The organism is Sphingobium soli, assembly GCF_020782245.1.
Taxonomy (GTDB): Bacteria; Pseudomonadota; Alphaproteobacteria; order Sphingomonadales; family Sphingomonadaceae; genus Sphingobium; species Sphingobium soli.
Map to the genome: position 1 here is coordinate 413257 of NZ_JAJGNP010000001.1, position 24125 is coordinate 437381.

A 24125-nucleotide genomic window follows, 5' to 3' on the forward strand; every position below is an offset into this window, starting at 1 on the left:
AACAGAAACGGAAATACACGCCCATGCGCCTGCTGATCGTCGAGGATGAACCGAGCCTGGGCCATCAGCTCAGAACCACGCTGGAAGGCGCGGGCTATGCCGTCGATCTGGCGACGGATGGCGAGGATGGGCATTTCCTGGGATCGACCGAAAGCTATGACGCGGTCGTGCTGGACCTGGGCCTGCCCACGATCGACGGGCTGACCGTGCTCGACCGGTGGCGCAAGGAAGGCAAGACCTTCCCGGTGCTTGTGCTGACCGCGCGCGACAGCTGGTCCGACAAGGTCGCGGGGCTGGACGCGGGAGCGGACGATTATCTGGCCAAGCCCTTCCAGAGCGAGGAACTGATCGCCCGGCTGCGCGCGCTTATCCGCCGGGCGTCGGGCAATGCGTCGAGCGAACTGACGGCGGGCGACGTGCGGCTGGACACGCGGTCGGGCAAGGTGACGCTGAAGGGCGATCCGGTAAAGCTGACGGCGCAGGAATATAAGCTGCTGAGCTACCTCCTCCACCACAAGGGCAAGGTGGTGAGCCGCACCGAGCTGATCGAGCATATCTACGATCAGGATTTCGACCGCGATTCCAATACGATCGAAGTGTTTGTGACGCGCATCCGCAAGAAGCTGGGCGCCGACGTCATCACCACCATCCGGGGTCTGGGGTACAGCCTGGACGAGCCGGGGCGGTAAAAATCACCGCCGCTCCAGCCCGTTCGGTTCGAGCTTGTCGAGAACAGGTCCTGGCGCTCTTGTTCTCGACGGGCGCTTTTCGGCTTCGCTCGAAGCTGCTCGAACCGAACGGTAGATAGTGACCGACGCGACAGCCCCTCCCCCCGTCCGGTCGACCGGCTCCATCAGCCGGCGCATGATCGGCATTGCCGCACTGTGGATCAGTGTGCTGCTGATCGGCGGCGGCGTGGCGCTGGACCGCGTGCTGTCGGACGCGATCACGCGCAATTTCGACGACGGCATGAATTATGTGCTGACCGCGATGATCGCCGCATCGGAAATCGGCCCGGACGGCGAGGTGCTGTTCAACCGGGAACTGGCCGACCAGCGATTCCTGGAGCCCAATAGCGGGCTCTATTACCAGATCAGTGCCAAGGGGCGTGAGGATTGGCGGTCGCGGTCCTTGTGGGACCGGGCGCTCAAGGCGCCGGCCGAACATAATGATCGCCAGCTGCACGTCTATAACAGCAAGCAGTTCCCCGGCGAGGACTTGCGCATCATGGAGCGCACGGTGGTGCTGCCCGGATCGGACACGCACTGGTTGTTCATGGTGGCGCAGGCGCGGTCGGGACTGGACGCGCAGATCAAGACATTGCGATCCACCCTGTTCAAGAGTTTCGCGCTGCTAGCGCTCGGGCTGTTCGTGCTGGCGACGTTGCAGACGATCTACGGTCTGCGCCCGCTGCGCAAGGTCCGGCTGGAAATCATCCGGATGCGGGCGGGCGAGAAAAGCCGGGTGACAGAACCGATGCCGGCCGAAGTATTGCCGATGGTGGAGGAATTGAACGCCCTCCTTGCCCATAATGAGCGGCAGGCGGAAGAAGCGCGCACTCATGCCGGCAACCTGGCCCACGCGCTCAAGACGCCGCTGACCGTCATCATGAACGCAGCGACCGCCAAGGCGCCGGACCTTGACGACGCGGTGATCCGCGAGGCGACGACGATGCGGCGGCAGGTCGATCATCATCTGGCCCGCGCCCGCGCGGTCGGCCGGCGCGGCGCGGCGCAGAGCCGGGCGGATGTGTGGAAAAGCCTGGGCGCGGTGGAGCGCGCCGTCCAGCGCCTCTATCCCGACGCGCGGATCGACATGGACGGCGACAAGACGGCCGCAGTCCGGGTGGAACGGCAGGACCTGGACGAGATGCTGGGCAACCTGATCGAGAATGCCGCGAAATATGGCGGCGGCAGCGTGTTCGCGACGGTGGGCCGCGCGGCCGGCATGATCGAGATAGCGGTCGAGGATGACGGCATGGGCATTCCCGAAGAGGAACGGGTGCGCATCTTCGACCGGGGCGTGCGGCTCGATTCGGGGAAGCCCGGGACCGGCCTTGGCCTGGCCATCGTGCGCGATGTGGCAGAGATTTACGGCGGCGCCGTCGCGCTGGAGGAAAGCGAGGATCTGGGCGGGCTGCTGGTGCGGTTGCGGCTGCCCGCGGCGTGATGCGGATGAGCAACAACCGTCCTCCCCTCCCTGAAAGGGAGGGGCCGGGGGTGGGTGGAGGCGCCAGACACGCGCGGCCATCCTGAAAGATGCGTCGCGTTCCTGATCATATGACCCGCCACGCCCGAGTTTTACGCAATGAGGCGATGGAGGCCGAACGCATGGTCTGGCGGCGCTTGTCCCGTTATCGCCCGCGGTTCACACGCCAACTGGTCATCGGCCCTTACATCGTCGACATCGCGTGTCGATCTGCCAAACTGGCGCTGGAGTTCGACGGCGCACAGCATCAGGATACAGTGGTTTACGATGCGGTGCGCACCGCTTTTCTGAAGGATAGAGGCTGGACCGTGCTACGTTTCTGGAATGGCGAGGTGTTCAGCAATCTGGAAGGCGTTTTGACGGTGATTCTCAATGCGACCGCCGAGTGCCTCGGCGGCACCCACCCCCAGCCCATCCCTTCCAGGGAGGGGAGAAGGAAGGCCCCATAAAAATCCCATGCGGCGGCATCTCTATCTTATCGCGGGGTTTCTTTCGATCGGTTTGGGCGCGATCGGGGCGTTTCTGCCGCTGTTGCCGACGGTGCCGTTCATGATCCTGGCCGCCTTCTGCTTTGCACGATCAAGTCCGCGGCTGGAGGCCAAGCTGCTCAATCATAGGCAGTTCGGTCCGCATATCCGCCGCTGGCGCGAACATGGGGCAATCAGCCGGCGGGGCAAGGTCGCGGCGGTGGCGGCGTTCGGGTTCAGCATCGCGCTGGCGCTGATCCTGTCGCCCTGGCCCTGGTTCCTGATCCCGGTCGCCGCCGCGCTGATCAGCGGGAGCTGGATCTGGACGCGGCCCGAAGCGTGACGCGCTATTCCGCGATCAGGTCGAGATAGGCGACGACGTCATTGTCGGTGGCGATGAAGAGGCCGTCCTGCATCTCGGCAGGCTGTTGGTCGGCGACGTGCAGCGCTTCGGTCAAGGGGCCATAGAGCAAGGTGGTGACGCCGCCGTCATCGCCCAGATGATAGAGGCGCACGGTCGCGCCGTCATAGGTGGTGCGCATCAGCGGCTTATCGCGCCAGAGCGACGACGGCGCAAGTCAGCGCCGGTCACTGACCTTCATCGAGGGCGCAAGCTGGTTGCGGCCGATGCGCACGGCATCGTCGGTGAAGTTGGCGACGAAGGTAGAGCCGCGCTCCAGCCCCGGCACGAAGCCAGCGCGATTGCCGTCGACGACAAGGCCCGCGCTGCTGTTCTCGCGGCCTTCGGGCGCGACGGTGATGAAGGCGGACCAGTTGTCCTTGTCCTTGCCCTGCACCATTTCATTGCCGCTGATCGTGCCGGTCGCGCCATTGGACAGGTCGATCATGTAATTGGTCAGGTGCCCGGCGCTGTCGTCGAAACTGTTGCCGGTGATGGTAACGCGCGGCGTGCGGGTTTTAAGATAATGACCGCCATTGCCTTCATCGAAGCGGCTGTTGGTGACGGAGAGGCTGGCGAGGCGGCCGATATAGATGCCATGGGCGCAATCGAGATCGCGGTCGCACCGGCCGAGCTTGCGGAAAGTGGACTTGTCGATGCTGACGCGGCCGCCGGCATAGTCGCCGGTCAAAATGCCTTCCTCGCTATTGCGAAACAGGCTGTTGGTGACGGTGAGGTCGCCCTTTTCGAGGCGGATGCCAGCGCCATTGCCGTCGGGCACGCGAATATTCTGGAAGACGATGCCATCGACGGTGGTGGCGCGGCCGCGCGCGACGAGCGCGCCCTTGCCTTCGCACGGCACGCCGTCGAAGATCGCGGTGCCGGGCTTTGCGGCGCGAACGGTGACGACGCCGGCCTGCTGCACCGCGCATTGGCGATAGGTGCCGGGTGCGACGATGATGGTGCCCTGCCCGTCGCCGATCGCGTTCAGGGCCTCGGACAGGGTGGCATAGCCACGCCCCGAGTCGCTGAGTGTGAAAGGCGCGGACTGGCCCTGTGCGAGCGCGGTCGCGGCGACGGCGACGGACAGGAGCAGGGCTGTGGACAGGATGCGCATGGCGCGCTGCATAGAGGCTTGCAGGCGTGCCGCCAAGCGCGCGCGAACACCCAGCGACGCACTGGCCTGAAATGGCACAGGCGCATGGGCAAGAGTGAACGGTTTTCGGGCATGACGCGATCCGGTAAGGAGGGGCATCCTTTGATCCGCAGGAGTGCATGTCCATGCCCAATTCCCCCTGGAGCCATCATCGCAGCGCCAGCCTGTCCGATGACATTGATTTCGAAATCAAGGGCCAGGAATTGCAGTTTCTGGAGATCGAACTGGATCCGGGCGAAAGCGCGGTCGCCGAAGCGGGCGCAATGGTGTGGAAGGACGGCGCGATCAGCATGACCACGGTGTTCGGCGACGGCAGCGGCGGCGCGGATGGCGGTTTCATGGGCAAGCTGCTGGGTGCGGGCAAGCGGCTGGTGACGGGCGAGAGCCTGTTCACCACGGTCTTCACCCATCAGGGCCACGGCAAGGCGCGGGTCGCCTTTGCATCGCCCACGCCGGGATCCATCCTGCCGCTCAAGCTGGACCAATATGGCGGCGCGCTGATTTGCCAGAAGGACAGTTTCCTGGCCGCCGCCAAGGGCGTGGCGATCGGCGTGCATTTCCAGAAGCGGATCATGACCGGGCTGTTCGGCGGCGAAGGCTTCATCATGCAGCGGCTGTCGGGCGATGGATGGGTGTTCGTGCAGATGGGCGGCACGCTGGTTGAAAAGGAACTGGCGCCGGGCGAGGAACTGCATGTGGACACCGGCTGCCTGGCGGCAATGACGCCCGGCGTCGATTTCGATCTGGTGGCGGCGGGCGGCGTCAAATCCATGATCTTCGGCGGCGAAGGCGCGTTCTTCGCGCGGTTGCGCGGGCCGGGCCATGTGTGGATCCAGTCCCTGCCCTTTTCGCGCCTTGCGGGACGAATGCTGGCGGCAGCCGGCAGCCGTGGCGGGCAAAACAGGGGCGAAGGTTCGGTGCTGGGCGAATTTGGCGACCTGATCGGGGGCAATCGCTGACGCGGGCACTGACAGTGGGGAAGGACAGGCGCTCTTGAAATTCGGGGCGAAAGAGGCACATGGGACATATGGCATCCCCTTTCGATCCGGCCGACCTGCCGACCGGCATCATGATGACGCTGTCGCCGCTGGTGCGCCGCGTGCTGGCGCCCAACCCTTCGCCCTTCACCTATACCGGTACGCAGACCTATGTCGTGGGCGGCGAGGCGGTGGCGGTGATCGATCCGGGGCCGGACCAGCCCGATCATCTGTCCGCGATCACGCGGGCGATTGGCGGGCGGCCGGTCGTCGCGATCCTGTGCACCCATACCCATCGCGACCATAGTCCCGGCGCGCGGCCATTGAGTGCGGCGACAGGCGCGCCGGTCATCGGCTGCGCGCCACTGACGCTGGAGGATGACGGACCACGCGCGGATGCAGCGTTCGACGCAGACTATCGGCCCGATAAGGTGCTGGCAGATGGCGAGACTGTCGAAGGGCCGGGCTGGACGCTGGAAGCGGTGGCGACTCCGGGCCACACGTCCAATCATCTGTGCTTTGCTCTGCGCGAAGAAAAGGCGCTGTTCACCGGCGATCATGTCATGGGCTGGTCGACCAGCGTGATTTCGCCCCCCGATGGCGACATGACCGCCTATATGCGGTCGATGCAGCGTCTGGCCGAGCGGGACGACGGGATCTACTACCCCGCCCATGGCGATCCGGTTGAAAACCCGCAGCGGTTGGTGCGCGGCATGATGGGGCACCGCAAGCAGCGCGAGGGCCAGATTTTGCGGTTCCTGGCGCGCCATGGCGACAGCGCTATCCCCGACATGGTCGCGGAGATGTACAAGGGCGTCGACCCGCGGCTTTATGGCGCGGCGGGCCGGTCGGTGCTGGCGCATCTGATCGACCTCAATGGCCGGGGGCTGGCCCATCCGGCGGAGGACGGGCTGTGGCGCGCGACCTGAAAGCCTATGTCGGGCCGGTCGCCGCTGCGTTGCTGATCCTGATCGTGGGGGCGGCGATGCTGGTGGGCTGGCAACGCTATAATCGCGACTATGTGGTGAGCGTCGAGGATGACGGATCGGCGGTGACGAAGATCATCGCCGAGCGGATCGCCGGCAGCAGCAGCCTGCGCGTGTCGCGCCTCAATGGCACGATCCAGAGCACCGCGCGCGATGTGCGCGGCTTTGGCTGGCTGAAGTCCGATCAGGTGGTGAAGATGCCCTATACGGTGGATTATTTCGTCGACCTGTCGGGCCTGTCCGCCAATGACCTGGAATGGGACGAGCAACGCCGCACGCTGATCGTCAACGCGCCCGATGTGAAGGCCGACACGCCCAATCTGGACGAGGCGCGCCGCACGCTGGTGCGCACCAGCGGCCTGTTCGTTACGCGCGAGGCGGGCGAGGCGCTCAGCCGCCGGGCGTCGGCCCATGCCGAAGCGCGGGCGAAAGCGTCGGCGCGGTCGCCCGAACGCATGGCGCAGGCGCGCGAATATGGGCGCACCGCGCTCGCCAAGCTGATGGGCGCGCCGCTCGCTGCCATGGGCTATGGCGATGCGCGCGTGATCGTCACCTTCCCGCCCGAAAGAAAGGGCGACAATCGCGAGCGATGGGACGTTACCACGCCGATCAACGAGGTGCTGGCCCGGAATCGATAGGACGATGATCGGGTCAAATTGACCGATCCCCCTCGGCAATGATATCATCACGTCCGTCAGGCATGTGTGGGGGCATCATGGCGACGAAGACAGTATCGGCTGCAACCGTTTTAAAGCGAGAGCATCGTTTTTTCTTCATCAGCGCCTGCATCATGGCTTTCGTGCTGGTCGCGGGTTTTTCCACCAACATCCTGTTCCAACGATCCAGCTTCGCGTCGCCGATCCTGTATCATGTCCATGCCGTCGCCTTTTTCGGCTGGGTTGTGCTCTACCTGCTTCAGACGGGATTGGTGGCGACCGGATCGACCAGGCTTCACAAGCAATTGGGCTGGCTGGCCCTGGCCTGGGTGCCTGCGATGGTCGTGCTGGGGATGGCGATCACGATTCACGTCATTCGCGCATATGGCGGCCCCTTCTTCTTTGCCCGTGACGAATTTCTGATCGGCAATCCGATCGGCATCCTTACCTTTGCCGCGATCGTCCTGTGGGCGATCCGCATGCGGCGCCGTACCGACTGGCACAGCCGGCTGATGCTGTGCGCGATGGCGTCGATCACGGGGCCGGGGTTCGGCCGACTATTGCCTCTACCGCTCATGATGCCGATGGCCTGGGTGATTTCCGCGGTGGTCTTTCCTGCGCTGTTCATCATTGCAGGGATGTGGCGGGACAAAGGGCGGGTCGGCGTGATCCATCCTGCCTATATTTGGGGCCTTGCCCTCCTCTTTGGCACGCAGATCGTTGCGGAGGTCATAGCCTTCAGCCCCATCGGCCGGGCGATCGGCGACGCCGTGACCGCAGGGACGCCGGGCGCGGCGCGGCCTTTATACGCCGACTGGCCCCGGCATCCCTGATCGCCGTCCTTGATCCTCCGCGCTTGCCCGCTTATCTGCCCGTCCAAATGCTTTAGACGGAGATGACAGGGTGGACGCACGCGGCGGCATAGGCGGATCATTGCAGGGACTGGACCTGCGCGCGGAAATCGACCGGCTGCGCAAGGAGCGCAACGCCGTCATCCTGGGACATTACTACCAGTCGCCCGAGATTCAGGACCTGTCCGATTTCGTCGGGGATTCGCTAGAGTTGTCGCGCAAGGCGGCGGAGACGGACGCGGATGTCATCGCCTTTTGCGGCGTGCGCTTCATGGCGGAAACGGCGAAAATTCTGTCCCCGGACAAGATCGTCGTGCTGCCGGACATGGACGCGGGATGCAGCCTGGAGGACAGCTGCCCCCCTGCCCAGTTCAAGGCGTTCCGCGAGGCGCATCCCGATCATATTGCGCTGAGCTACATCAACTGTTCGGCCGAGGTGAAGGCGCTGTCCGACATCATCGTGACGTCGTCCTCCGCCGAAAAGATACTGGCGCAGATCCCGGCCGATCAGAAGATCATCTTTGGCCCGGACAAGCATCTGGGCGGATATTTGAAGCGCAAGCTGGGCCGCGACATGCTGCTGTGGCCGGGCGTGTGCATCGTGCATGAGGCGTTCAGCGAAACCGAATTGCTCAAGCTCAAGGCGCAGCACCCCGACGCGCCCATCGCCGCGCATCCAGAATGCCCGCCCTATATCGTCGACCATGCCGATTATGTCGGATCCACCAGCGGCATCCTGGATTTCGCCAAGACGATGCCGGGCGACACGCTGATCGTCGCGACCGAACCGCATATCATCCACCAGATGGAAAAGGCGGTGCCGGACAAGAACTTCATCGGCGCACCGGGCGCGGACGGCAACTGCAACTGCAATATCTGCCCCTATATGGCGCTCAATACGATGGAGAAGCTGTATCTGGCCCTGCGCGACTTGCAGCCACGCATCGAAATGGACGAGACATTGCGGTTGCAGGCGAAAAAAAGCCTGGACCGGATGCTGGACATGGCGAGCGGCACGGTGGGCCAAGGCGATGTCGGCCCGCGTGGCTGAGGCCTGATCCGCGATGATCGCACGGCTGCGCGCGCTGTGGCAGGGGACGCGGGCCAGCTACTGGTTCTATCCCGCGCTGTTTACCACCAGCGCGGCGCTGTTGGCGATCCTGACCGTCTGGCTGGACCGCCATGGCGCGGCGCAATGGCTGACCAGCCATGAATGGGTGGACGAAGCCCGGCCCGAAGGCGCGCGCAACGTCCTGAACGTCATATCCGGGTCGATGATCGGCGTCGCGTCGACCGTGTTTTCGATCACCATCGCCGCGGTCGTCTATGCGTCGGGCAGCTATGGCCCGCGCCTGCTCGCCAATTTCATGGAGGATCGCGGCAACCAGCTGTCGCTTGCGACCTTCATCGCCACGTTCGTCTATTCGGTGCTGGTGCTGCGCGTGGTGCGCGACGCCTATGAAACGGCGGGCGACCCCGGCTTTGTGCCGCAGCTGTCGCTGCTGATCGCCACTGGCCTGATGGCGGCCTCCATCGTGGTGCTGGTCTATTTCCTGAACCATGTTCCCGCCTCCATCCGCATCAACGCCGTGCTGGAAGGGATTGGCGAGCGACTGCTTCGCAGCGTGCGCGATCGCTTTCCCAAAGAGTGCGCCGCCGAGCAGCAGGATCAGCCGCCGCAGGGGGCGCCGGTGGCGGCGACCGGCACGGGCTATATCCAGATCATCGATTTTGCCGGGCTGGACCGGATCGCGCGGGATGTGGAATGTCGGATCGAGTTGCGGCTGCGGCCGGGCGATTTCGTCCATCCCGACGTGGTGCTGCTGGCGGTCGTGGGCGCGGAGACGGATGCGGCGATGGCCGACCGGCTGCGCGGCTGTTTCTCGCTGGGGGCGATGCGATCGCCCTCGCAGGATATCGAATTCCTGATCGATGAACTGGTGGAAATCGCGCTGCGGGCGCTGTCGCCAGGCATCAATGATCCCTTCACCGCCGTCACCGCGCTGCACTGGCTGGGGGCGGCGACAGCGCAGATCGGGGCACGGGACTTGAGGGGCGGGCCGGACCGGGGCGATTATGACTGGAACCGGATCGTGCCCATGAACGATGATTTCGATCATTTCGTGCGGCGCGGCTTTGGCGGCATCCGCGCGGCGGCGGCGACCAGCCCGATCGCGGCGGCGCAGTTCCTCGATTGTTTGCTGGGCGCAGGATCGACCATCAGCCTGACCGGTCGGCGCGCGCGACTGCGCGAGGAGGGCGCATTGCTGATGGCGCAGGCGCGGCTGGAGCTGGCCGGGCCGTCGCTCGATGAAGTGGAGGCGCGCTATTGCGATTTCCTGGCAGCCATGAAAGACGGCACCCATGAACGGCTTTCTTCCTGACGCATTCGCGCTTCCCGGCTTCGACCTTGACGCCTTCGTCGCCGCCACCCTGGCCGAAGACCTTGGCCCCGATGGCCGGGACGTCACCAGCGAGGCGGTGATCCCCGCCGAGGCCATGTTCGACGGCGTGATGGACAGCCGCGACGCAGTGACGCTGGCGGGCCTGCCGATCGCGGTCGCCTTCTTCCGCGCGCTCGACCCGCAGGTGAAGATCGAGATGCTGCACCGGGACGGCGACCGGGTCGCGGCGGGCACTGACCTGATGCGCATCCGTGGCAAGGCGCGCGCGATGCTGACGGCCGAGCGGTCGGCGCTCAACACGGTGCAGCATCTGACCGGGATCGCGACGATGACCCGCGCCTATGTCGATGCGATCATGGGAACGGGCGCGACCTTGCTCGACACGCGCAAGACGATTCCGGGGCTGCGCGTCCTGGAGAAATATGCGACGCGGATGGGCGGCGCGACCAATCACCGCATGGGCCTGTGGGACGCGGCGATGATCAAGGACAATCATGTCGCGGTCGCCGGGTCGGTGGAGGAAGCGGTGCGTCGCGCCGTCACCGCCGGGGTGGAGCGCATCATCGTCGAAGTCGACCGGATCGACCAGATCGAACCGGCGCTGAGCGCCGGCGCCACGCATCTGCTGCTCGACAATATGGCCGCGCCCGTACTGCGCGGAGCGGTGACGCTGGTGGGCGGCCGGGTGCCGACCGAAGCGTCGGGCGGCGTGACGCTGGACACGATCCGCGCCAAGGCGGAGACGGGCGTTACTTATATCAGCGTCGGGCGGCTGACCCAGTCGGCGCCGGCGGCAGACATCGGACTGGATTTCGACTATGCCTAGGCTGATCCTTGCCCTACTGCTCATGCTCGCGCCTTCGGCGGCGCTGGCCCAGTCGGCGCAATGCCGGATGCCCGCCACCCTGCCCCGGCCCAAGGCCGAAGGGCCGACCGCCAAGGAGCCCAAGCGCGTGCTGCCGATCGGCAGCTACACGCTGGCGATCAGCTGGACGCCACAATATTGTTCGACCGCGCGGGATCGGGGCAGCCTGCAATGCGGCGGGCGCAACGGCAAATTCGGCTTCACCCTGCATGGCCTGTGGCCCGATGGCGTTGGCAAGGAATGGCCACAATATTGCCGGCCGGCCGACCTGGTGCCGCGCGATGTGGTGCGGGACAATCTCTGCGCGACGCCCTCAGTGCAATTGATCCAGCATGAATGGGCCAAACATGGCACCTGCATGACGACCAAGCCGGAGCTGTATTTCAACCTGTCGCGCGCCTTCTACCAGTCGCTGCGCTATCCCGACATGGCCGCGCTCGCCCAGCGCAAGACGCTGACGGTCGCGCAGTTCGCCGCCGCCTTCGCCGCCGCGAACAAGCGGCTGGAGCCGGAGATGCTGCGCGTCACCACGGTGCGCGGCAACTGGCTGAGCGAAGTGTGGATCTGCATGGACCGGGCGATGGAATATACGCGCTGTCCGGCGCATCAGGGCGGGGCGCCGGGACCCAGCTATTTGCGGATCGAGCCGGGGCCAAGCATCCCTGTCGCCCGGCCAGCGCGGCGCGGCGCATCCGGCTTGGCCCCCGCCCGCAAGCCCGGCCTTATCCTCGACCTTGACCCCAAGGTGCAGCCGCTCGCCAAGGATGGCAAAAAGGACTGATTACTGGTCGATCACCGCCGTCGCGGGATGATGGCGGTCCAGATGCTTGCGGATGATGCGCAGATTCTTGGTGTTGGACTTGTAGAGAAAGTCGAAGATATCGCCGGCGAACGGGATTGCGCCGACCAGCGTGTCGATCCCGACATTGGCGGCCATGCGCGTTAGATGCCATTTCGACATGCCAAGGCTGCGCGCTTCCCACACGATCCACGCCCCCATCGCGGCGGTGGCGATGTCACCCACCACGGGCACCAGGCCGACCAAACTGTCCAGCCCGACGCGGCGGTTGGTGCCGGGGATCACGAACAGCCCCTCCAGCATCGCCTCCATCGCCTCGATCCGGCGGCGGACCGAGGCCGGATCCCGGCCAAAGCCCGGCATGTCCCGCACGATATGGTCGAACTGGTCCTGCGATAACGCCATCAATTGTCTCCTCCACCTTCTCTAATTGGGGGAGGCGAGGAGATGGTTCAATGGGTGGCGCGCGCGCTGCGAAGGCATGAAGCCGCCGAGGCGGCGCGATACGAGCGACCAGCGCACCGGCGCGCCGAGCGCGATATAGCCATTATGCGCCTGAATCAGCGCTTCGGCTTCGGCGATGCGGGCCAGCCGCTCCTCCGTAGTGCTGGCAAGGCTGGCCGACTGCATCGCGGCGTCGGCGGCGGGGTTGCAATGCACTTTGCGCGCGCAGCCGACACGGCCGAGATACCATAGCGCGCTGTCATAGGGTGCGACTTCGTCGATCAGGCGCAGGTCGGCCGGATCGGTCATGGCGACTCGTTCGGCGGCAAGGCCGATCGCCCCCAGGTCCCGGCGCAGCATCCCGAACAGCAATGTCGCCCCGGGGCCTTCGGGCAGGGCGATGCGCAGCGCGGGCACATCCTCATGATCGGCGCGCCAGCGCGTGATGGTCGCGCTCGCCCGCGCCCGGCGATCGTCCATAGACTGGCTGGCCCAGACCGGCGCGGTCGGGGCGCGGCCAAGGTCGAGGTCGGACGGGACAATGCGATCGGTCGTGGTCCAGCCGCCGAGCGGGAAGAGATTGGGCAACTGACTGCGGTCGATCGCCATGTTGATCGCGGCGCGGACATTGTCATCGTCCAGCATCGCGCCGGTGCCGACCACGGCAAGGCCGAGCAGGCCCTGCACCGGATCAATCCGCACCGCGTCCCGGTCTATGCCGGCGGGCACGAGCAGCGGCACGTCCGCGAACCGACCGCCCAACATGAGCGCCGAGAGTCCTTCGCGAAAACGCACGATGCCCAGCGCCGCCCGCTCGGCACGCAGGACGCGCAGCATCGAGGGCGGAATCGGTTCTTCCTCTGCGTCATCGTCGCCCGTCGACCGGTCCACCGGCGTCAGCATCAACGCGCCGCCCTGCCGCCGCGCCCGGTAAGGCCCGGTGCCGCCATCGCGCGACAGGATACCCATTTGCGGCTGCGCCAGCATCTGGAGCATATAGGGGCGCGCGGCGACCATGCGGATTTCGATGACCTCACCTGTCATGGGCACGACCGCCTGAACCGCATCGAGCGGGCCATCGGGGTCAAGCTGGCGCAGGCTGGTGATGCGCGCCATCAGCATCCGCGCGACTGCGGTGGCGGTGACGCGCGACCCATCAGCCCAGAATGCGCGCCGCAGTCGGAAGATGTAGCTGCGTCCATCATCCTCGACGATCCAGCGCTGGGCGAGCCCCGGCACGATGTCCCCGCGCGCATCGAAAGCGACAAGGCCCTGCGCCGTGCTTTCCAGCAACAGCTTTGCGGCCGGGTCCGGCAATTGCTGCAATGGCTTTTTCAGGTCGTCCCGATCGCCAACGACACTGACGACGATCAGTCCGCTATCTTCTTTCGAACAGGCCGACAGCCCGAGCAGCATCGCGCCAAGCGGCGGCATTGCGAGGCGCAGGGCGCGCGGGAGGGAAAAGGCGATGCGCATGGGTCGGCAGGAGTAGCGAATGGACGCCCAATCACCAACCCCGGTTCCATCTGAACCACTGTCATATTTTAGCAATATTAAAGACCCTTATATGCAATAAATAGTTCATATTGGCTCCGCCCAGAGAAAGGGCGTGTCCATGCCAGCTTTGAAACCGATGACCGCGATCGCGCTGATCCTGACAACGGCGCACGTCCCTGCCGCGGCGCAGGCGATCAGCCAGCAGGAGGCCGCGGCGTTGCGGGCCGAAATCGCCGCGCTCAAGGCCCAGATAAACCGGCTGGAAGCGCGCATCGGCGGTGGTGATTCGGCGGCTGTGATGGCCGCGACGCAGGGCGGCACCCCTGCCCCGCCACCACTGGCGGCCGCCACCGAGCCCGCCCCGCCAGCCCAAACGCCCACGGCGGTTCGCTGGAAGGGAGGCCCGGTCTTTTCCCAGGGAGAGATGACCTTCCACCCCAAGGGTCGCATCCAATATGACGCCGGACTGCTGATGACGCCTGACAGCGTCGCGGACCGGGCGCGGGGCTATTCCAACGAATTGCGGCGACTGCGGCTAGGCGGCGAAGGCAGGATCGGCGGCGGCTTTGGCTACAAGCTGGAACTGGAACTGTCCGACAACAGCGTCGATCTGGTCGATTCCTTCATCACTTATGAAAAGGGCCCGTGGCTGGTGACGCTGGGCAATCATAATGGCTTCCAGTCGCTGGACGAACTGATCAGCGATACCGGCGGCGCGGTGATGGAGCGCGCGGCCTTTACCGACGCCTTCAATTTCGAGCGGCGGCTGGGGCTGTCCGTGCAATATCGCAAGGGCATAGTGCTGGCGCAGGCGGGCCTGTTTTCCGACAGTGCCGATTCGCTGACCAATGATGCGGACGGCGCCGATGGCGGGGACGAGAATAACAGCTACTCCCTCGACGGGCGCATCGTGCTGGCACCCAAATGGGGCGACACGCAATTGCATGTCGCGGCGTCGGGCCATTGGCGCGATTTCCAGCGGCTCTCGTCGGTCGGCCAACGCTATCGCCAGCGCGCCTATCTCCATTCCGCCAACAGCCGCTTCCTGGCGACGCCGCAGATCGTCGGGAAAAGCGAAAGCCATTATGGGCTGGAATTTGCGGGCGAACGCGGCCCCTTCTGGTGGGCAAGCGAGGCGCATTGGTTGCGGGTGTCGCAAGCTGGCGTTGCCGATCCGCTCTTTTTCGGCGGCTATGGCGAAGTCGGCTATGTGCTCACCGGCGAACAGCGGGGGTATAAGAACGGCATTTTCGGCACGGTGACGCCTGACAGCCCGGTCGGCAGCGGCGGATGGGGCGCGTTGCAGGCGACGCTGCGCTACGATTATCTGGACTTGAATGACAAGGGGATCGTGGGCGGCACGCAAAAGGCGGTGATCGCCGCGATGGTGTGGACGCCGGTCGACTTCCTGCGCTTCAACGTAAATTACGCCCATCTGCGCTTTGGCGACGCGGCGATATTGGCCGGGGACGACCGGGACTACAGCGTCGATGTCATTGGCTGGCGCGCCGAATTGGATTTCTGACCGGGGCGGGCGACGCGCGATGACGCGTCGCCCTGGAAGTCCGCCTCAGTCGAGATTGGGGCGCAAATAACGCTCGGCCGTTTCCAGGTCGATGCCGCGCCGCGCGGCATAATCCTCCAGCTGATCGCGGCCGACGCGGGCGACGCCGAAATATTCGGCCTGATCGTGGCCGAAATAGAAGCCGCTGACCGCCGCCGTCGGCAGCATGGCGAAGCTTTCGGTCAGCGAAACCCCGGTGGCGTGATGCGCGTCGAGCATGTCGAACAGCAGGGGTTTGAGGCTATGTTCCGGGCAGGCGGGATAGCCGGGCGCAGGGCGGATGCCGCGATATTGCTCCTTGATCAGCGCCTCGTTGGTCAGCTGCTCCCCTTCGGCATAGCCCCAAAGCGCGGTGCGGACATAATGGTGCAATCGCTCGGCAAAGGCTTCGGCCAGACGATCGGCCAGCGCTTTCAGAAGAATGTCCGAATAGTCATCGATCGCCGCCTTGAAGCGGGCAAGATGCGGTTCGATGCCGTGTATCGACACGGCAAAGCCGCCCATCCAGTCGCCATGGGGACTGATGAAGTCGGCCAGGCACATATTGGCCCGCCCTTCGCGCTTGGCGATCTGCTGCCGCAGCATGGGGAGGCGGACATGGCGTTCATCCTCCACATGCACGACGATGTCGTCGCCCACCCGGCGGCAGGGCCACAGGCCACATACGCCGCGCGCGGTCAGCCATTTTTCACTGACGATCCGGTCCAGCATCTTCTGCGCGTCGGCAAACAGGCTGCGCGCGCTTTCGCCGACAATCTCGTCGTCCAGAATCGCGGGATAATTGCCCGCCAGTTCCCATGCGCGGAAGAAAGGGGTCCAGTCGATATATTGGACCAGATCCTTCAAATCCCAGTCGGGAAAGCGATGCACGCCGGGCAGGCGCGGACGCGGGGCTTTCAAAGCCTCGTCCATCTCGAACCCGTTGGCGCGCGCGTCCTCGATCGAGAGAAGCTGGCTTTGCCCCTTCCCTTCCCGCGCCTTGCGGACATGATCATAATCGGCCTTCGTCCTGGCAACGAAATCGGTCTTTTGCGTGTCCGACACCAATGCGGTCGCGACGCCGACGGCGCGGCTGGCGTCGAGCACATGGACGACCGGGCCAGTGAAGGCTGGATCGATGCGCAGCGCGGTGTGGACCTTGGATGTGGTCGCGCCGCCGATCAGCAACGGCATCGTCATGTTGGCGCGCTGCATTTCGGCCGCCACCGTCACCATCTCGTCGAGCGAAGGGGTGATGAGGCCCGACAGGCCGATCATGTCGGCGTCATTCTCGTTCGCGGCCTTGAGAATGTCCTGCCAGGGCACCATCACGCCCATGTCGATGACGTCGAAGCCGTTGCACTGGAGCACGACGCCGACGATATTCTTGCCGATGTCGTGGACGTCGCCCTTGACCGTGGCCATGACGATCTTGCCCTTGCCCTTCGCGCCCGGCTCCTTCGCCGCCTCGATATAGGGCAGCAGATGCGCGACCGCCTTCTTCATGACGCGGGCGGACTTGACGACCTGGGGCAGGAACATCTTGCCCGCGCCGAACAGGTCGCCCACGACATTCATGCCGTCCATCAGCGGGCCTTCGATCACTTCAATGGGCCGGGCGGCGGCCAGGCGGGCTTCCTCCGTATCCTCGACCACATACATGTCGATGCCCTTGACCAGAGCATGTTCCAGCCGCTTGGCGACCGGCCAGCCACGCCATTCCTGCGCAGCTTTCTCCGACGCGGCATCCTTGCCCTTGAAGGATTCGGCGAGCGCGACGAGGCGGTCGCCCGCTTCGGGGTCGGTGTTGAGGAGGACGTCCTCGCACGCCTTGCGCAGCGCCGGGTCGATCGCGTCATAGACGTCGAGCTGCCCCGCATTGACGATCGCCATGTCCAGCCCCGCCGGAATGGCGTGGTAGAGGAAGACGCTGTGCATCGCCCGGCGTACCGGCTCGTTGCCCCGGAAGGAGAAGGAGAAGTTCGACAGGCCACCCGAAATATGGACATGCGGGCAGCGGGCCTTGATCTCCTTGCACGCCTCAATGAAGTCGACGCCGTAATTATTATGCTCCTCGATGCCGGTGGCGACCGCGAAGATATTGGGATCGAAGATGATGTCTTCCGGCGGGAAGCCGATGGTCATCAGCAGCTTGTAGGCGCGCTCGCAAATCTCGACCTTGCGCTCTTTCGTGTCGGCCTGCCCGGTTTCGTCGAAGGCCATGACCACCACGGCGGCGCCATAGGCCATGCAAAGCTTCGCATGGTGAAGGAACGCTTCCTCGCCCTCCTTCATGCTGATCGAGTTCACCACCGGCTTGCCGCTGACGCATTTGAGCCCAGCCTCGATCACCTCCCATTTGGAACTGTCGATCATGACGGGGACGCGGCTGATGTCCGGTTCGGCAGTCATCAGCTTGAGGAAGGTGGTCATCGCCTCGACCGCGTCGAGCAGCCCTTCGTCCATGTTCACGTCGACGATCTGCGCGCCGTTTTCGACCTGATCGCGCGCGATGTCGATGGCGGCGGCATAATCGCCGGCCATGATCAGCTTCTTGAATTTGGCGGAACCGGTGACGTTGGTGCGTTCGCCGATGTTGACGAAGTTGGCGGTGGATTGGGTGGTCATCTTATCAATATCCGTTCGCTTCGAGCGAAGTCGAGAAGCATCCGCGCCCGGTTCTCGACAAGCTCGAACCGAACGGATGTGGGTTTCAGGCCGCGATATGCATGGGTTCGAGGCCCGCGAGCCGCGTCACGACCGGCAGATCGGGCACCAGACGCGGCTTGTGACCGGCCAGCGCCTTCGCCACCGCGCCAATATGCGCAGGCGTCGTGCCACAGCAGCCGCCGACCATGTTGACGAGGCCTTCATCCACCCAGTCGCGGATCAGCTTCGCGGTGGTTTCGGGCAATTCGTCATATTGGCCCAGTTCGTTGGGCAGTCCGGCATTGGGATAGGCCAGGATCAGCGTGTCGGCATTTTTCGACAGTTCGCTGAGGTAAGGCCGCAGCAGATCCGCACCGAAGGCGCAGTTCACCCCTATAGTGAGCGGCTTCAAATGGCGCAACGAATACCAGAAGGCGTTGATCGTGTGGCCCGACAGGTTGCGGCCCGACATGTCGGTGATGGTGAAGCTGAGCATCAGCGGCACGGAGCGTCCGGCCGCCGCTTCCGCTTCGCGCGCGGCCATGCCCGCAGCCTTGGCATTGAGCGTATCAAAACAGGTTTCAACCAGCAGGAAATCCACCCCGCCCGCGATCAACGCGTCGCATTGCTCGCGATAATCGGCCTTGAGCGTATCATAGTCGACCTCACGATAGGCGGGGTCGTTGACGTCGGGCGAGATGGAGAGCGTCTTGTTGGTCGGCCCGATCGAACCGCAGACGAAGCGCGGCTTGCCGTCCTTCGCGCTTGCCTTCTCGCACGCCGAGCGGGCCAGCCTGGCCGCCGCGAGATTAATGTCCCAGACCAGATGTTCGCAGCCATAATCGGCCATGGCGATCTTGGTCGAACTAAACGTGTTGGTTTCGACCATGTCCGCGCCAGCGTCGAGATAGGCCGTGTGGATGCCCTCTACAATGTCGGGGCGGGTCAGACAGAGCAGGTCGTTATTGCCCTTCTGATCCTTCACCAGGTCGAGGTCGCCGCGATAATCGGCTTCGGTCAGGCCATGTTTCTGGATCGACGTGCCATAGCCGCCGTCAAAGATCAGGATCTTTTCGGCAGCCAGTTGGCGGAATTTCTGTTCGGCGGTCATTTGCTCCCTCTCCCCGTTCGGTTCGAGCTTGTCGAGAACCCCGCGCGTGATGGTTCTCGACAAGCTCGAACCGAACGGAGGGGGTTGATTGCGTGTCAGGCTTCCACCGTCACCCTGGGCCTTAAACCCAGCAGATGGCAGATCGCATAGCTATGTTCCGCCCGGTTGAGCGTGTAGAAATGAAAGTCGCGCACGCCCCCTTCATAGAGTTTGCGGCAGAGTTCGGCCGCGAGCGTCGCGGATATAAGCTGGCGAGCGGCGGGGTGGTCGTCCAGACCTTCGAACAGGCGCCCCATCCAGGCCGGGACATCGGTGTTGCACATCGCCGCCATGCGCTGAACCGCGGCGAAATTGCCGACCGGCATGATGCCGGGCACGATTTCCGCATCGATGCCGGCGGCACGCACCTTGTCCATGAAGCGGAAATAGGTGTCGGCCTCAAAGAAGAATTGCGTGATGGCTCGGGTCGCCCCTGCGTCAAGCTTGCGCTTGAGATTGTCGAGATCGCTTTGCGGATCACGGGCGTCGGGATGAACCTCGGGATAGGCGGACACGGAAATTTCGAACGGGTGGCGCTTCATCAGCCCTTCGACCAGATCGGCCGCGCCGGCATAGCCATCGGGATGCGCTTCGAACCGTCCACCCTGCTCAGGCGGATCGCCGCGTAGCGCGACGATGTGGCGCACGCCGGCCTGCCAATAGGCGTCGGCAATCTCGTCAATCTCGTCCGTGCTGGCAGCGACGCAGGTGAGGTGCGCGGCGGCGGCAAGCGGGGTTTCCCGCGCTATGCGAGCGACCGTATTGTGCGTGCGCTCGCGCGTCGAACCGCCCGCGCCATAGGTGACCGACACGAAACGAGGCGCAAGCGGCGCGAGCGTTTCGATCGCCGACCAGAGCTGCGCCTCCATCTTTTCGGTCTTAGGCGGAAAAAATTCGAAGCTGACGCGCGCGTCGCCAGCCAGATCCGCATAAAGAGGTACGCGATCATCAATGGTCATGCGGATATCCGTCGTTCGAGCGGCAGGACGTCAGCGCCTTTGCGCCGCCCCAGCCAGAGTTGCACCGTCAATTCCTGCCCCGGCAGGCTTTCGACCTGTTCGAGAACCAGGCCCGCATCCGCGAACCAGCCTTCGATCTGGGCATCGGCAAAGCCAAGCCGCGCATGCTGGTCGCGCATGCGCAGTTCTTCCCGCTGATGCGGGGCGAAATCAGCGATCAATACGCGGCCGTTCCGCGCGGTCACGCGCGCCGCTTCGGCAATGACGCTTTCGGGCGCCTGCGCATAATGGAGTACCTGATGGCACAGCACCGTGTCGATGCTGCCCGATTCCATCGGCAGGGACAGGAAATCGCCCAGCAGCAGCGCATATTTGTCGCCCGCATCCTGCGGCAGCTTGGCGCGGGCGAGGCGTAGCATGTCGGGGCTGCGGTCAAGCGCGGTAACCTGGCGCGCGTCGCAGCCGAACAATTCGATCATCCGGCCAGTGCCAGTGCCAATGTCGAGCATATGGCCGATCGGTTCGCGCGCCAGCAGCGCGGTCATCGCGGCTTCCACCTGCGCTTCGGGCACATGGAGCGAGCGGATCGCGTCCCATTCATTGGCATGATCGGCGAAATAGGCTTCGGCCGCGCGCGCCCGTTCGGCCCGGACCGCCGACAAGCGGGCCAGATCGGCCGCCTGCCACAGCACTTCAGACTGCGAAGGTTCGAGCCGATCGAACAACGTGAGGAAAGGCGCGATCCCCTGCCCGCGTGCCAGGCGAAGGAACACCCAGTTGCCCTCCTTGCGCCGTTCGACAAGGCCCGCTTCGGCAAGGATGCGCACATGGCGCGAGACGCGGGGCTGGCTTTGCCCGACGACCTGGGCGATTTCGCCCACAGCCAGTTCCATTGCGCGCAAAAGATGCACGATCCGCAGTCGCGTCGGGTCGCCAAGCGCCCGGAAAATGTCGAGAGCGGAGTGCATGAAGACGTCATATAAAGAAATCTTTATATACGTCAATGCCCGTCAATTCTGCGACGAACCAAGCGTAACGACCCCCACAAAGCCTTGCTTTGCGACGAATGGGATTGCCTTGCCTTGATCAAGGCATTACGAATCGCGGCGCAGGCGCAATGGGGGGTGAGCTTTTCTCCGAGAGTGGTCTGCATCTTTTTTTTCTCAGAGAGGGGTTGTTGCCCATGACCAAGTCGATTGCTCTTTCGCTCGTTCTCGCCGCTTCGCTCGGCCTGGCTGCCTGCAGTGGCAACCATGAAGACAATGCGGCCAACATGGCTGCCAATGCTGCCGAGAATGCGTCGAACGCTGCCGACAACGCCATGAACGCTGCGATGAACGCCGCTGACGACGCCGCCAATGCCGCGTCCAACGCGACGAACAACGTTGCGAACGCGATGTAATTGTCCCTGACCAGGGAAGATTTTGCGAAAGGGGTCGCTCCGGCAAACGGGGCGACCCCTTTTCTGTTGGGAGAGTGCCGATGCGGTATCTGTCGGGCCTGGTCGTTCTGGCGCTGCTGAATGCCTGCGGATCGTCAGATAGCGACGGCGTGGGCGGCGTGAGCGCCAGCGAAGCGGGCGCCCTCAATGAAGCGGCCGCCACGCTGGACGCACGCGTCGGCGTGACGGAGGATGGGGCGTCAGGGCTTAATCCCGCTGCGCGGATGGCGGCCGACCGTCAGCGTGGCGCTGCGCCAGCGGGCGAAACGACACGATAAGGGCCGCCCCAGCGGGACGGCCCTATGTGCATCCAGACGATGCGATTTAGCAGTTGCGATCGATCGCGCGCCCGGCCAGAGCGCCGACGCCTGCGCCGATGATCGCGCCGGCGGTGCCGTCGCCACGGCCGTAACGACCTGAATTGCGACCGACCTCATTACCGAGCAGGCCACCGGCGATCGCACCGATGATGGTGCCGCCCGTGCCATTGTCGCGGCAACGATAACCGCCGCGGTAGCCACCGCGATAACCACGGTAGGTGTTGCGATAATAGCGTTCGCCGCGATAGCCACGATGATGGTCGCCGCGATAGCCGCGATAGCCGCGATAGCCCCGGTTATATCCACGATAATGATCGCCACGATCATAGCCGCGATAATGATCGCGGGCCATGGCGGGCGTGGCGGTGACAGCAAGGGAGGCTGCGCCCATCGCAAGAGCGGCTCCCATATTTACAAGAAACTTCATCTTCATGGTGGTTGCTCCTCCAGAAAAACTGACTTTCATCGGCGAAGCGCGAAGACGGGATTCGCCATTGATGAATGCCTTTATGCCTTATCGGGCTTGAGCCATCGCTGAATGATGCTGTCAGGCGGCGTTCACCTGATGGCGGCCCGTCACTGCTTTGCTGCGTCCTGCCGCATATTGTCCTAAGCGGGGCGGCGATGACCCGAATCCTGATCGTCCTGACGCTGGCGATATTGTTATTGCCCGCGCCGCACCCCGGAAAGCCCGAGGCCGTGCGCGCCGGCACATTGCTGGTCAGCGCGCGAGCACTGCCGCTCGACCCCGCCGATCCGGCACGGCGCAGCATCGGCGCGCTCACATATCTCGGCGGGTGGGAATTGCAGAGCGCCAATCCGGGCTTCGGCGGCATCTCCGCGCTGCTGGCGGCAGGCCCCGGGGAAATGCTGGCGCTAAGCGATTCGGGCATTTTGATGGGGTTTCATGTCGGCGACGGGCCGCATCTGCGCCGTCCCTTTATCGCCCCCCTGCCCATTCGTCCGCAGGACCGGCATCGCCCATGGTGGGCGTGGGATTCAGAGTCGCTGACGCATGACCCAGCCACCGACCGATATTGGGTAGGCTTCGAGCTTCAACAGTCCATCTGCCGTTACGGCCCCGGTTTCGCGCGGGTGGAAGCGTGCCGAACCTGGCCGCAGATCGCCGCATGGCCCAAGACCGGATCGATCGAATCGCTTGCCCGGTTGCCCGGCGGACGCTTCATCGCCATCGGCGAAATGGGGATGACAGCGGAGGGACGGCACGAGGCGCTGCTCTTCCCCGGAGATCCGGCCGATGCCGCGACCGGCGATCCCGTCCCGCTGCGCTACACACCGCCCCGGGGATATAGGCCGACCGATGCAGTCGCGCTGGACGCACATCACCTGCTGGTACTTCATCGCCGCCTGACGTTGCAGGACCTGTTTACAGCAACGATCGCGATCGTCGACCTGCCCCCGGCCATGACCGCGGGCACGATCCTGAAAAGCCGCACGCTCGCCCGGCTCGCGCCGCCGCTGCTGGCCGACAATTTTGAGGGTATGACAGTAACGCGCGAAGAAGGACGACCCGTCATCTGGATCATATCCGACGACAATCACGAATTTTTCCAGCGCACCCTGCTGCTGAAATTCGCGCTGCCCGCGATGTGACCGCTGGCCCCCGCAAAAGGCAACGCAAAAAAGCGGCCTGTTTCCAGGCCGCTCATTCACCGAAACGAATCGGAAAGATCAGGCCGCCGCTGCGGCCTTCTTCTTGACGATGTCGCGCTTGAGGCGACGGGCCTTGAGCGACAGCTTGTCATCGCTGGTCTTGACCAGCCAGTTGTCCAGGCCGCCATTATGTTCGACCGAACGCAGGCCATGGGTCGACACGCGCAGCTTCACGGTCGTTTCCAGCGCTTCGGAGATCAGCGAGACGTTCTGCAGGTTGGGCAGGAACACACGCTTGGTCTTGTTATTGGCGTGGGAAACATTGTGACCCACCTGGCGGCCCTTGCCGGTCAGCTCGCAAATGCGCGACATAGTCTGTTCAACCTTTGAATTCGGGTTCGTTCGGAAAGCCGCGCCGATAACGGGATTCCCTGCGGCCGTCAACCCGGATGGGACGGCACGCAACCCTTTCCCACAGCGCGGCGTTTGACATGGGTTATATCAAAGGAGGGCGAAATGCGACTCATTGGTGGATTGTTGGTCATTATCCTGCTGGTTCTGGCGGGCGGAATCGCCACCGGCTTCATCGACCTGCAACGCACGCAGTCGGGTAGCCTGCCTGAAGTATCGGTGCGCGGCGGATCCCTGCCCAAATATGAAGCCAATGTGGCCAAGGTCGAAGTCGGGACCCGCAACGAGACGGTCGAAGTGCCGACCGTGGATGTGCGCAAACCCTGA

General features: G+C 64.3%; 28 protein-coding genes. 17 read left to right on the top strand and 11 right to left on the bottom strand.

Translation table 11 applies throughout. The annotated features are described in order from the left end of the window. Nucleotides 1-23 precede the first annotated feature (23 nt). The 4 genes from LL253_RS01955 to LL253_RS01970 all read left to right on the top strand — a co-directional run bounded on the left by LL253_RS01955 (nt 24) and on the right by LL253_RS01970 (nt 3018). Entirely contained in the window at nt 24-689 is a 666-nt protein-coding gene (locus tag LL253_RS01955) for a response regulator transcription factor (RefSeq protein ID WP_009822570.1), read from the top strand. A gap of 175 nt (nt 690-864) precedes the next feature. After that, nucleotides 865-2169, top strand: a complete 1305-nt coding sequence (locus LL253_RS01960; protein ID WP_228226098.1) for a sensor histidine kinase — start codon at nt 865-867, stop codon at nt 2167-2169. An 89-nt stretch (nt 2170-2258) separates the two neighbouring features. After that, the gene (locus LL253_RS01965) at nt 2259-2657 is read left to right on the top strand and encodes an endonuclease domain-containing protein (protein WP_228225984.1); all 399 of its coding nucleotides are present in this window, start codon (nt 2259-2261) and stop codon (nt 2655-2657) included. Nucleotides 2658-2664: 7 nt separating this feature from the next. Continuing rightward, the gene (locus LL253_RS01970) at nt 2665-3018 is read left to right on the top strand and encodes a YbaN family protein (RefSeq protein ID WP_228225985.1); all 354 of its coding nucleotides are present in this window, start codon (nt 2665-2667) and stop codon (nt 3016-3018) included. 4 nt (nt 3019-3022) lie between these two features. Here LL253_RS01970 and LL253_RS01975 read toward each other — a convergent pair whose 3' ends face one another. Then, nucleotides 3023-3217 carry a hypothetical protein gene (locus LL253_RS01975; RefSeq protein ID WP_228225986.1) on the bottom strand — a complete coding sequence of 65 codons (195 nt, stop codon included), beginning with the start codon at nt 3215-3217 and terminating at the stop codon, nt 3023-3025. 36 nt (nt 3218-3253) lie between these two features. After that, nucleotides 3254-4192 (bottom strand): right-handed parallel beta-helix repeat-containing protein, encoded by a 939-nt coding sequence (locus LL253_RS01980; RefSeq protein WP_228225987.1) that lies wholly within the window; start codon nt 4190-4192, stop codon nt 3254-3256. A gap of 164 nt (nt 4193-4356) precedes the next feature. Between LL253_RS01980 and LL253_RS01985 the strand changes: the two genes are divergently transcribed. The 3 genes from LL253_RS01985 (at nt 4357) to LL253_RS01995 (ending at nt 6832) form a co-directional block, all read left to right on the top strand. After that, a complete protein-coding gene (locus tag LL253_RS01985) occupies nt 4357-5190 on the top strand; it encodes a TIGR00266 family protein (RefSeq protein WP_228220633.1) in 834 nt (277 codons plus the stop codon). Between the two features lie 68 nt (nt 5191-5258). Continuing rightward, nucleotides 5259-6137 carry an MBL fold metallo-hydrolase gene (locus LL253_RS01990; protein ID WP_228225988.1) on the top strand — a complete coding sequence of 293 codons (879 nt, stop codon included), beginning with the start codon at nt 5259-5261 and terminating at the stop codon, nt 6135-6137. Next, nucleotides 6122-6832: a DUF4230 domain-containing protein gene (locus LL253_RS01995; RefSeq protein ID WP_228225989.1), complete on the top strand. Its 711-nt coding sequence runs from the start codon at nt 6122-6124 to the stop codon at nt 6830-6832. The genes LL253_RS01990 and LL253_RS01995 overlap by 16 nt, the downstream gene beginning before the upstream one ends. A gap of 13 nt (nt 6833-6845) precedes the next feature. Here LL253_RS01995 and LL253_RS02000 read toward each other — a convergent pair whose 3' ends face one another. After that, on the bottom strand, nt 6846-6986 hold the full coding sequence (locus LL253_RS02000; RefSeq protein WP_228225990.1) for a hypothetical protein: 141 nt from the start codon (nt 6984-6986) through the stop codon (nt 6846-6848). Here LL253_RS02000 and LL253_RS02005 point away from each other — a divergent pair. The 5 genes from LL253_RS02005 (at nt 6985) to LL253_RS02025 (ending at nt 11752) form a co-directional block, all read left to right on the top strand. Next, nucleotides 6985-7683, top strand: coding sequence for a hypothetical protein (locus tag LL253_RS02005; protein WP_228225991.1), 699 nt, complete (start codon nt 6985-6987; stop codon nt 7681-7683). The two genes, LL253_RS02000 and LL253_RS02005, sit on opposite strands and share 2 nt — an antisense overlap. A 70-nt stretch (nt 7684-7753) precedes the next feature. Next, nucleotides 7754-8752, top strand: a complete 999-nt coding sequence (gene nadA, locus LL253_RS02010; protein WP_228220629.1) for a quinolinate synthase NadA — start codon at nt 7754-7756, stop codon at nt 8750-8752. A gap of 13 nt (nt 8753-8765) precedes the next feature. Continuing rightward, a complete protein-coding gene (locus LL253_RS02015; RefSeq protein WP_228225992.1) occupies nt 8766-10085 on the top strand; it encodes a DUF2254 domain-containing protein in 1320 nt (439 codons plus the stop codon). Next, a complete protein-coding gene (gene nadC, locus LL253_RS02020) occupies nt 10066-10932 on the top strand; it encodes a carboxylating nicotinate-nucleotide diphosphorylase (protein WP_228225993.1) in 867 nt (288 codons plus the stop codon). The genes LL253_RS02015 and nadC overlap by 20 nt, the downstream gene beginning before the upstream one ends. Next, the gene (locus tag LL253_RS02025) at nt 10925-11752 is read left to right on the top strand and encodes a ribonuclease T2 family protein (protein ID WP_228225994.1); all 828 of its coding nucleotides are present in this window, start codon (nt 10925-10927) and stop codon (nt 11750-11752) included. The genes nadC and LL253_RS02025 overlap by 8 nt, the downstream gene beginning before the upstream one ends. On the opposite strand, the gene LL253_RS02030 is transcribed toward LL253_RS02025, so the two are convergent. Next, entirely contained in the window at nt 11753-12175 is a 423-nt protein-coding gene (locus LL253_RS02030; RefSeq protein ID WP_009822584.1) for a DUF4112 domain-containing protein, read from the bottom strand. Between the two features lie 21 nt (nt 12176-12196). Continuing rightward, nucleotides 12197-13690 carry an ABC transporter substrate-binding protein gene (locus LL253_RS02035; protein ID WP_228225995.1) on the bottom strand — a complete coding sequence of 498 codons (1494 nt, stop codon included), beginning with the start codon at nt 13688-13690 and terminating at the stop codon, nt 12197-12199. A gap of 157 nt (nt 13691-13847) precedes the next feature. Between LL253_RS02035 and LL253_RS02040 the strand changes: the two genes are divergently transcribed. Then, a complete protein-coding gene (locus LL253_RS02040; RefSeq protein ID WP_228225996.1) occupies nt 13848-15236 on the top strand; it encodes an OprO/OprP family phosphate-selective porin in 1389 nt (462 codons plus the stop codon). Nucleotides 15237-15281: 45 nt separating this feature from the next. Here LL253_RS02040 and metH read toward each other — a convergent pair whose 3' ends face one another. The 4 genes from metH to LL253_RS02060 all read right to left on the bottom strand — a co-directional run bounded on the left by metH (nt 15282) and on the right by LL253_RS02060 (nt 20980). Next, nucleotides 15282-17981, bottom strand: coding sequence for a methionine synthase (gene metH / locus LL253_RS02045; protein ID WP_228226099.1), 2700 nt, complete (start codon nt 17979-17981; stop codon nt 15282-15284). Beyond that, nucleotides 17968-19014, bottom strand: coding sequence for a homocysteine S-methyltransferase family protein (locus LL253_RS02050; RefSeq protein WP_228226100.1), 1047 nt, complete (start codon nt 19012-19014; stop codon nt 17968-17970). The genes metH and LL253_RS02050 overlap by 14 nt, the downstream gene beginning before the upstream one ends. Nucleotides 19015-19109: 95 nt before the next feature. Next, nucleotides 19110-20012 (bottom strand): methylenetetrahydrofolate reductase, encoded by a 903-nt coding sequence (gene metF, locus LL253_RS02055; RefSeq protein ID WP_228225997.1) that lies wholly within the window; start codon nt 20010-20012, stop codon nt 19110-19112. Continuing rightward, the gene (locus LL253_RS02060) at nt 20009-20980 is read right to left on the bottom strand and encodes an ArsR/SmtB family transcription factor (RefSeq protein WP_009822590.1); all 972 of its coding nucleotides are present in this window, start codon (nt 20978-20980) and stop codon (nt 20009-20011) included. Before LL253_RS02060 ends, metF begins: the two co-directional genes overlap by 4 nt. Nucleotides 20981-21195: 215 nt before the next feature. Here LL253_RS02060 and LL253_RS02065 point away from each other — a divergent pair, with 215 nt between their 5' ends. Together LL253_RS02065 and LL253_RS02070 are read left to right on the top strand one after the other, a co-directional pair. Next, nucleotides 21196-21414, top strand: coding sequence for a hypothetical protein (locus LL253_RS02065; RefSeq protein ID WP_009822591.1), 219 nt, complete (start codon nt 21196-21198; stop codon nt 21412-21414). Between the two features lie 80 nt (nt 21415-21494). Then, nucleotides 21495-21731, top strand: coding sequence for a hypothetical protein (locus LL253_RS02070; RefSeq protein WP_228225998.1), 237 nt, complete (start codon nt 21495-21497; stop codon nt 21729-21731). Between the two features lie 46 nt (nt 21732-21777). Here the strand turns inward: LL253_RS02070 and LL253_RS02075 are convergent, their stop codons facing one another. Next, nucleotides 21778-22206 carry a glycine zipper 2TM domain-containing protein gene (locus LL253_RS02075; RefSeq protein ID WP_228225999.1) on the bottom strand — a complete coding sequence of 143 codons (429 nt, stop codon included), beginning with the start codon at nt 22204-22206 and terminating at the stop codon, nt 21778-21780. 191 nt (nt 22207-22397) lie between these two features. Between LL253_RS02075 and LL253_RS02080 the strand changes: the two genes are divergently transcribed. After that, nucleotides 22398-23387 (top strand): esterase-like activity of phytase family protein, encoded by a 990-nt coding sequence (locus LL253_RS02080; RefSeq protein ID WP_228226000.1) that lies wholly within the window; start codon nt 22398-22400, stop codon nt 23385-23387. Between the two features lie 78 nt (nt 23388-23465). On the opposite strand, the gene rpmB is transcribed toward LL253_RS02080, so the two are convergent. Further along, entirely contained in the window at nt 23466-23759 is a 294-nt protein-coding gene (gene rpmB, locus LL253_RS02085) for a 50S ribosomal protein L28 (RefSeq protein ID WP_009822595.1), read from the bottom strand. Nucleotides 23760-23903: 144 nt separating this feature from the next. Here rpmB and LL253_RS02090 point away from each other — a divergent pair, with 144 nt between their 5' ends. Further along, nucleotides 23904-24125: a hypothetical protein gene (locus LL253_RS02090; protein WP_009822596.1), complete on the top strand. Its 222-nt coding sequence runs from the start codon at nt 23904-23906 to the stop codon at nt 24123-24125.

Excerpts from the sequence above, each read along its gene's own strand:
- LL253_RS01955 (WP_009822570.1), top strand. The coding sequence starts at position 24 with ATGCGCCTGCTGATCGTCGAGGATGAACCGAGCCTGGGCCATCAGCTC.
- LL253_RS01960 (WP_228226098.1), top strand. The coding sequence starts at position 865 with ATGATCGGCATTGCCGCACTGTGGATCAGTGTGCTGCTGATCGGCGGC.
- LL253_RS01965 (WP_228225984.1), top strand. The coding sequence starts at position 2,259 with ATGCGTCGCGTTCCTGATCATATGACCCGCCACGCCCGAGTTTTACGC.
- LL253_RS01970 (WP_228225985.1), top strand. The coding sequence starts at position 2,665 with ATGCGGCGGCATCTCTATCTTATCGCGGGGTTTCTTTCGATCGGTTTG.
- LL253_RS01975 (WP_228225986.1), bottom strand. The coding sequence starts at position 3,217 with ATGCGCACCACCTATGACGGCGCGACCGTGCGCCTCTATCATCTGGGC.
- LL253_RS01980 (WP_228225987.1), bottom strand. The coding sequence starts at position 4,192 with ATGCGCATCCTGTCCACAGCCCTGCTCCTGTCCGTCGCCGTCGCCGCG.
- LL253_RS01985 (WP_228220633.1), top strand. The coding sequence starts at position 4,357 with ATGCCCAATTCCCCCTGGAGCCATCATCGCAGCGCCAGCCTGTCCGAT.
- LL253_RS01990 (WP_228225988.1), top strand. The coding sequence starts at position 5,259 with ATGGCATCCCCTTTCGATCCGGCCGACCTGCCGACCGGCATCATGATG.
- LL253_RS02005 (WP_228225991.1), top strand. The coding sequence starts at position 6,985 with ATGGCTTTCGTGCTGGTCGCGGGTTTTTCCACCAACATCCTGTTCCAA.
- LL253_RS02000 (WP_228225990.1), bottom strand. The coding sequence starts at position 6,986 with ATGATGCAGGCGCTGATGAAGAAAAAACGATGCTCTCGCTTTAAAACG.
- LL253_RS02015 (WP_228225992.1), top strand. The coding sequence starts at position 8,766 with ATGATCGCACGGCTGCGCGCGCTGTGGCAGGGGACGCGGGCCAGCTAC.
- nadC (WP_228225993.1), top strand. The coding sequence starts at position 10,066 with ATGAACGGCTTTCTTCCTGACGCATTCGCGCTTCCCGGCTTCGACCTT.
- LL253_RS02025 (WP_228225994.1), top strand. The coding sequence starts at position 10,925 with ATGCCTAGGCTGATCCTTGCCCTACTGCTCATGCTCGCGCCTTCGGCG.
- LL253_RS02030 (WP_009822584.1), bottom strand. The coding sequence starts at position 12,175 with ATGGCGTTATCGCAGGACCAGTTCGACCATATCGTGCGGGACATGCCG.
- LL253_RS02035 (WP_228225995.1), bottom strand. The coding sequence starts at position 13,690 with ATGCGCATCGCCTTTTCCCTCCCGCGCGCCCTGCGCCTCGCAATGCCG.
- LL253_RS02040 (WP_228225996.1), top strand. The coding sequence starts at position 13,848 with ATGACCGCGATCGCGCTGATCCTGACAACGGCGCACGTCCCTGCCGCG.
- LL253_RS02050 (WP_228226100.1), bottom strand. The coding sequence starts at position 19,014 with ATGACCGCCGAACAGAAATTCCGCCAACTGGCTGCCGAAAAGATCCTG.
- metF (WP_228225997.1), bottom strand. The coding sequence starts at position 20,012 with ATGACCATTGATGATCGCGTACCTCTTTATGCGGATCTGGCTGGCGAC.
- LL253_RS02060 (WP_009822590.1), bottom strand. The coding sequence starts at position 20,980 with ATGCACTCCGCTCTCGACATTTTCCGGGCGCTTGGCGACCCGACGCGA.
- LL253_RS02065 (WP_009822591.1), top strand. The coding sequence starts at position 21,196 with ATGACCAAGTCGATTGCTCTTTCGCTCGTTCTCGCCGCTTCGCTCGGC.
- LL253_RS02070 (WP_228225998.1), top strand. The coding sequence starts at position 21,495 with ATGCGGTATCTGTCGGGCCTGGTCGTTCTGGCGCTGCTGAATGCCTGC.
- LL253_RS02075 (WP_228225999.1), bottom strand. The coding sequence starts at position 22,206 with ATGAAGATGAAGTTTCTTGTAAATATGGGAGCCGCTCTTGCGATGGGC.
- LL253_RS02080 (WP_228226000.1), top strand. The coding sequence starts at position 22,398 with ATGACCCGAATCCTGATCGTCCTGACGCTGGCGATATTGTTATTGCCC.
- rpmB (WP_009822595.1), bottom strand. The coding sequence starts at position 23,759 with ATGTCGCGCATTTGCGAGCTGACCGGCAAGGGCCGCCAGGTGGGTCAC.
- LL253_RS02090 (WP_009822596.1), top strand. The coding sequence starts at position 23,904 with ATGCGACTCATTGGTGGATTGTTGGTCATTATCCTGCTGGTTCTGGCG.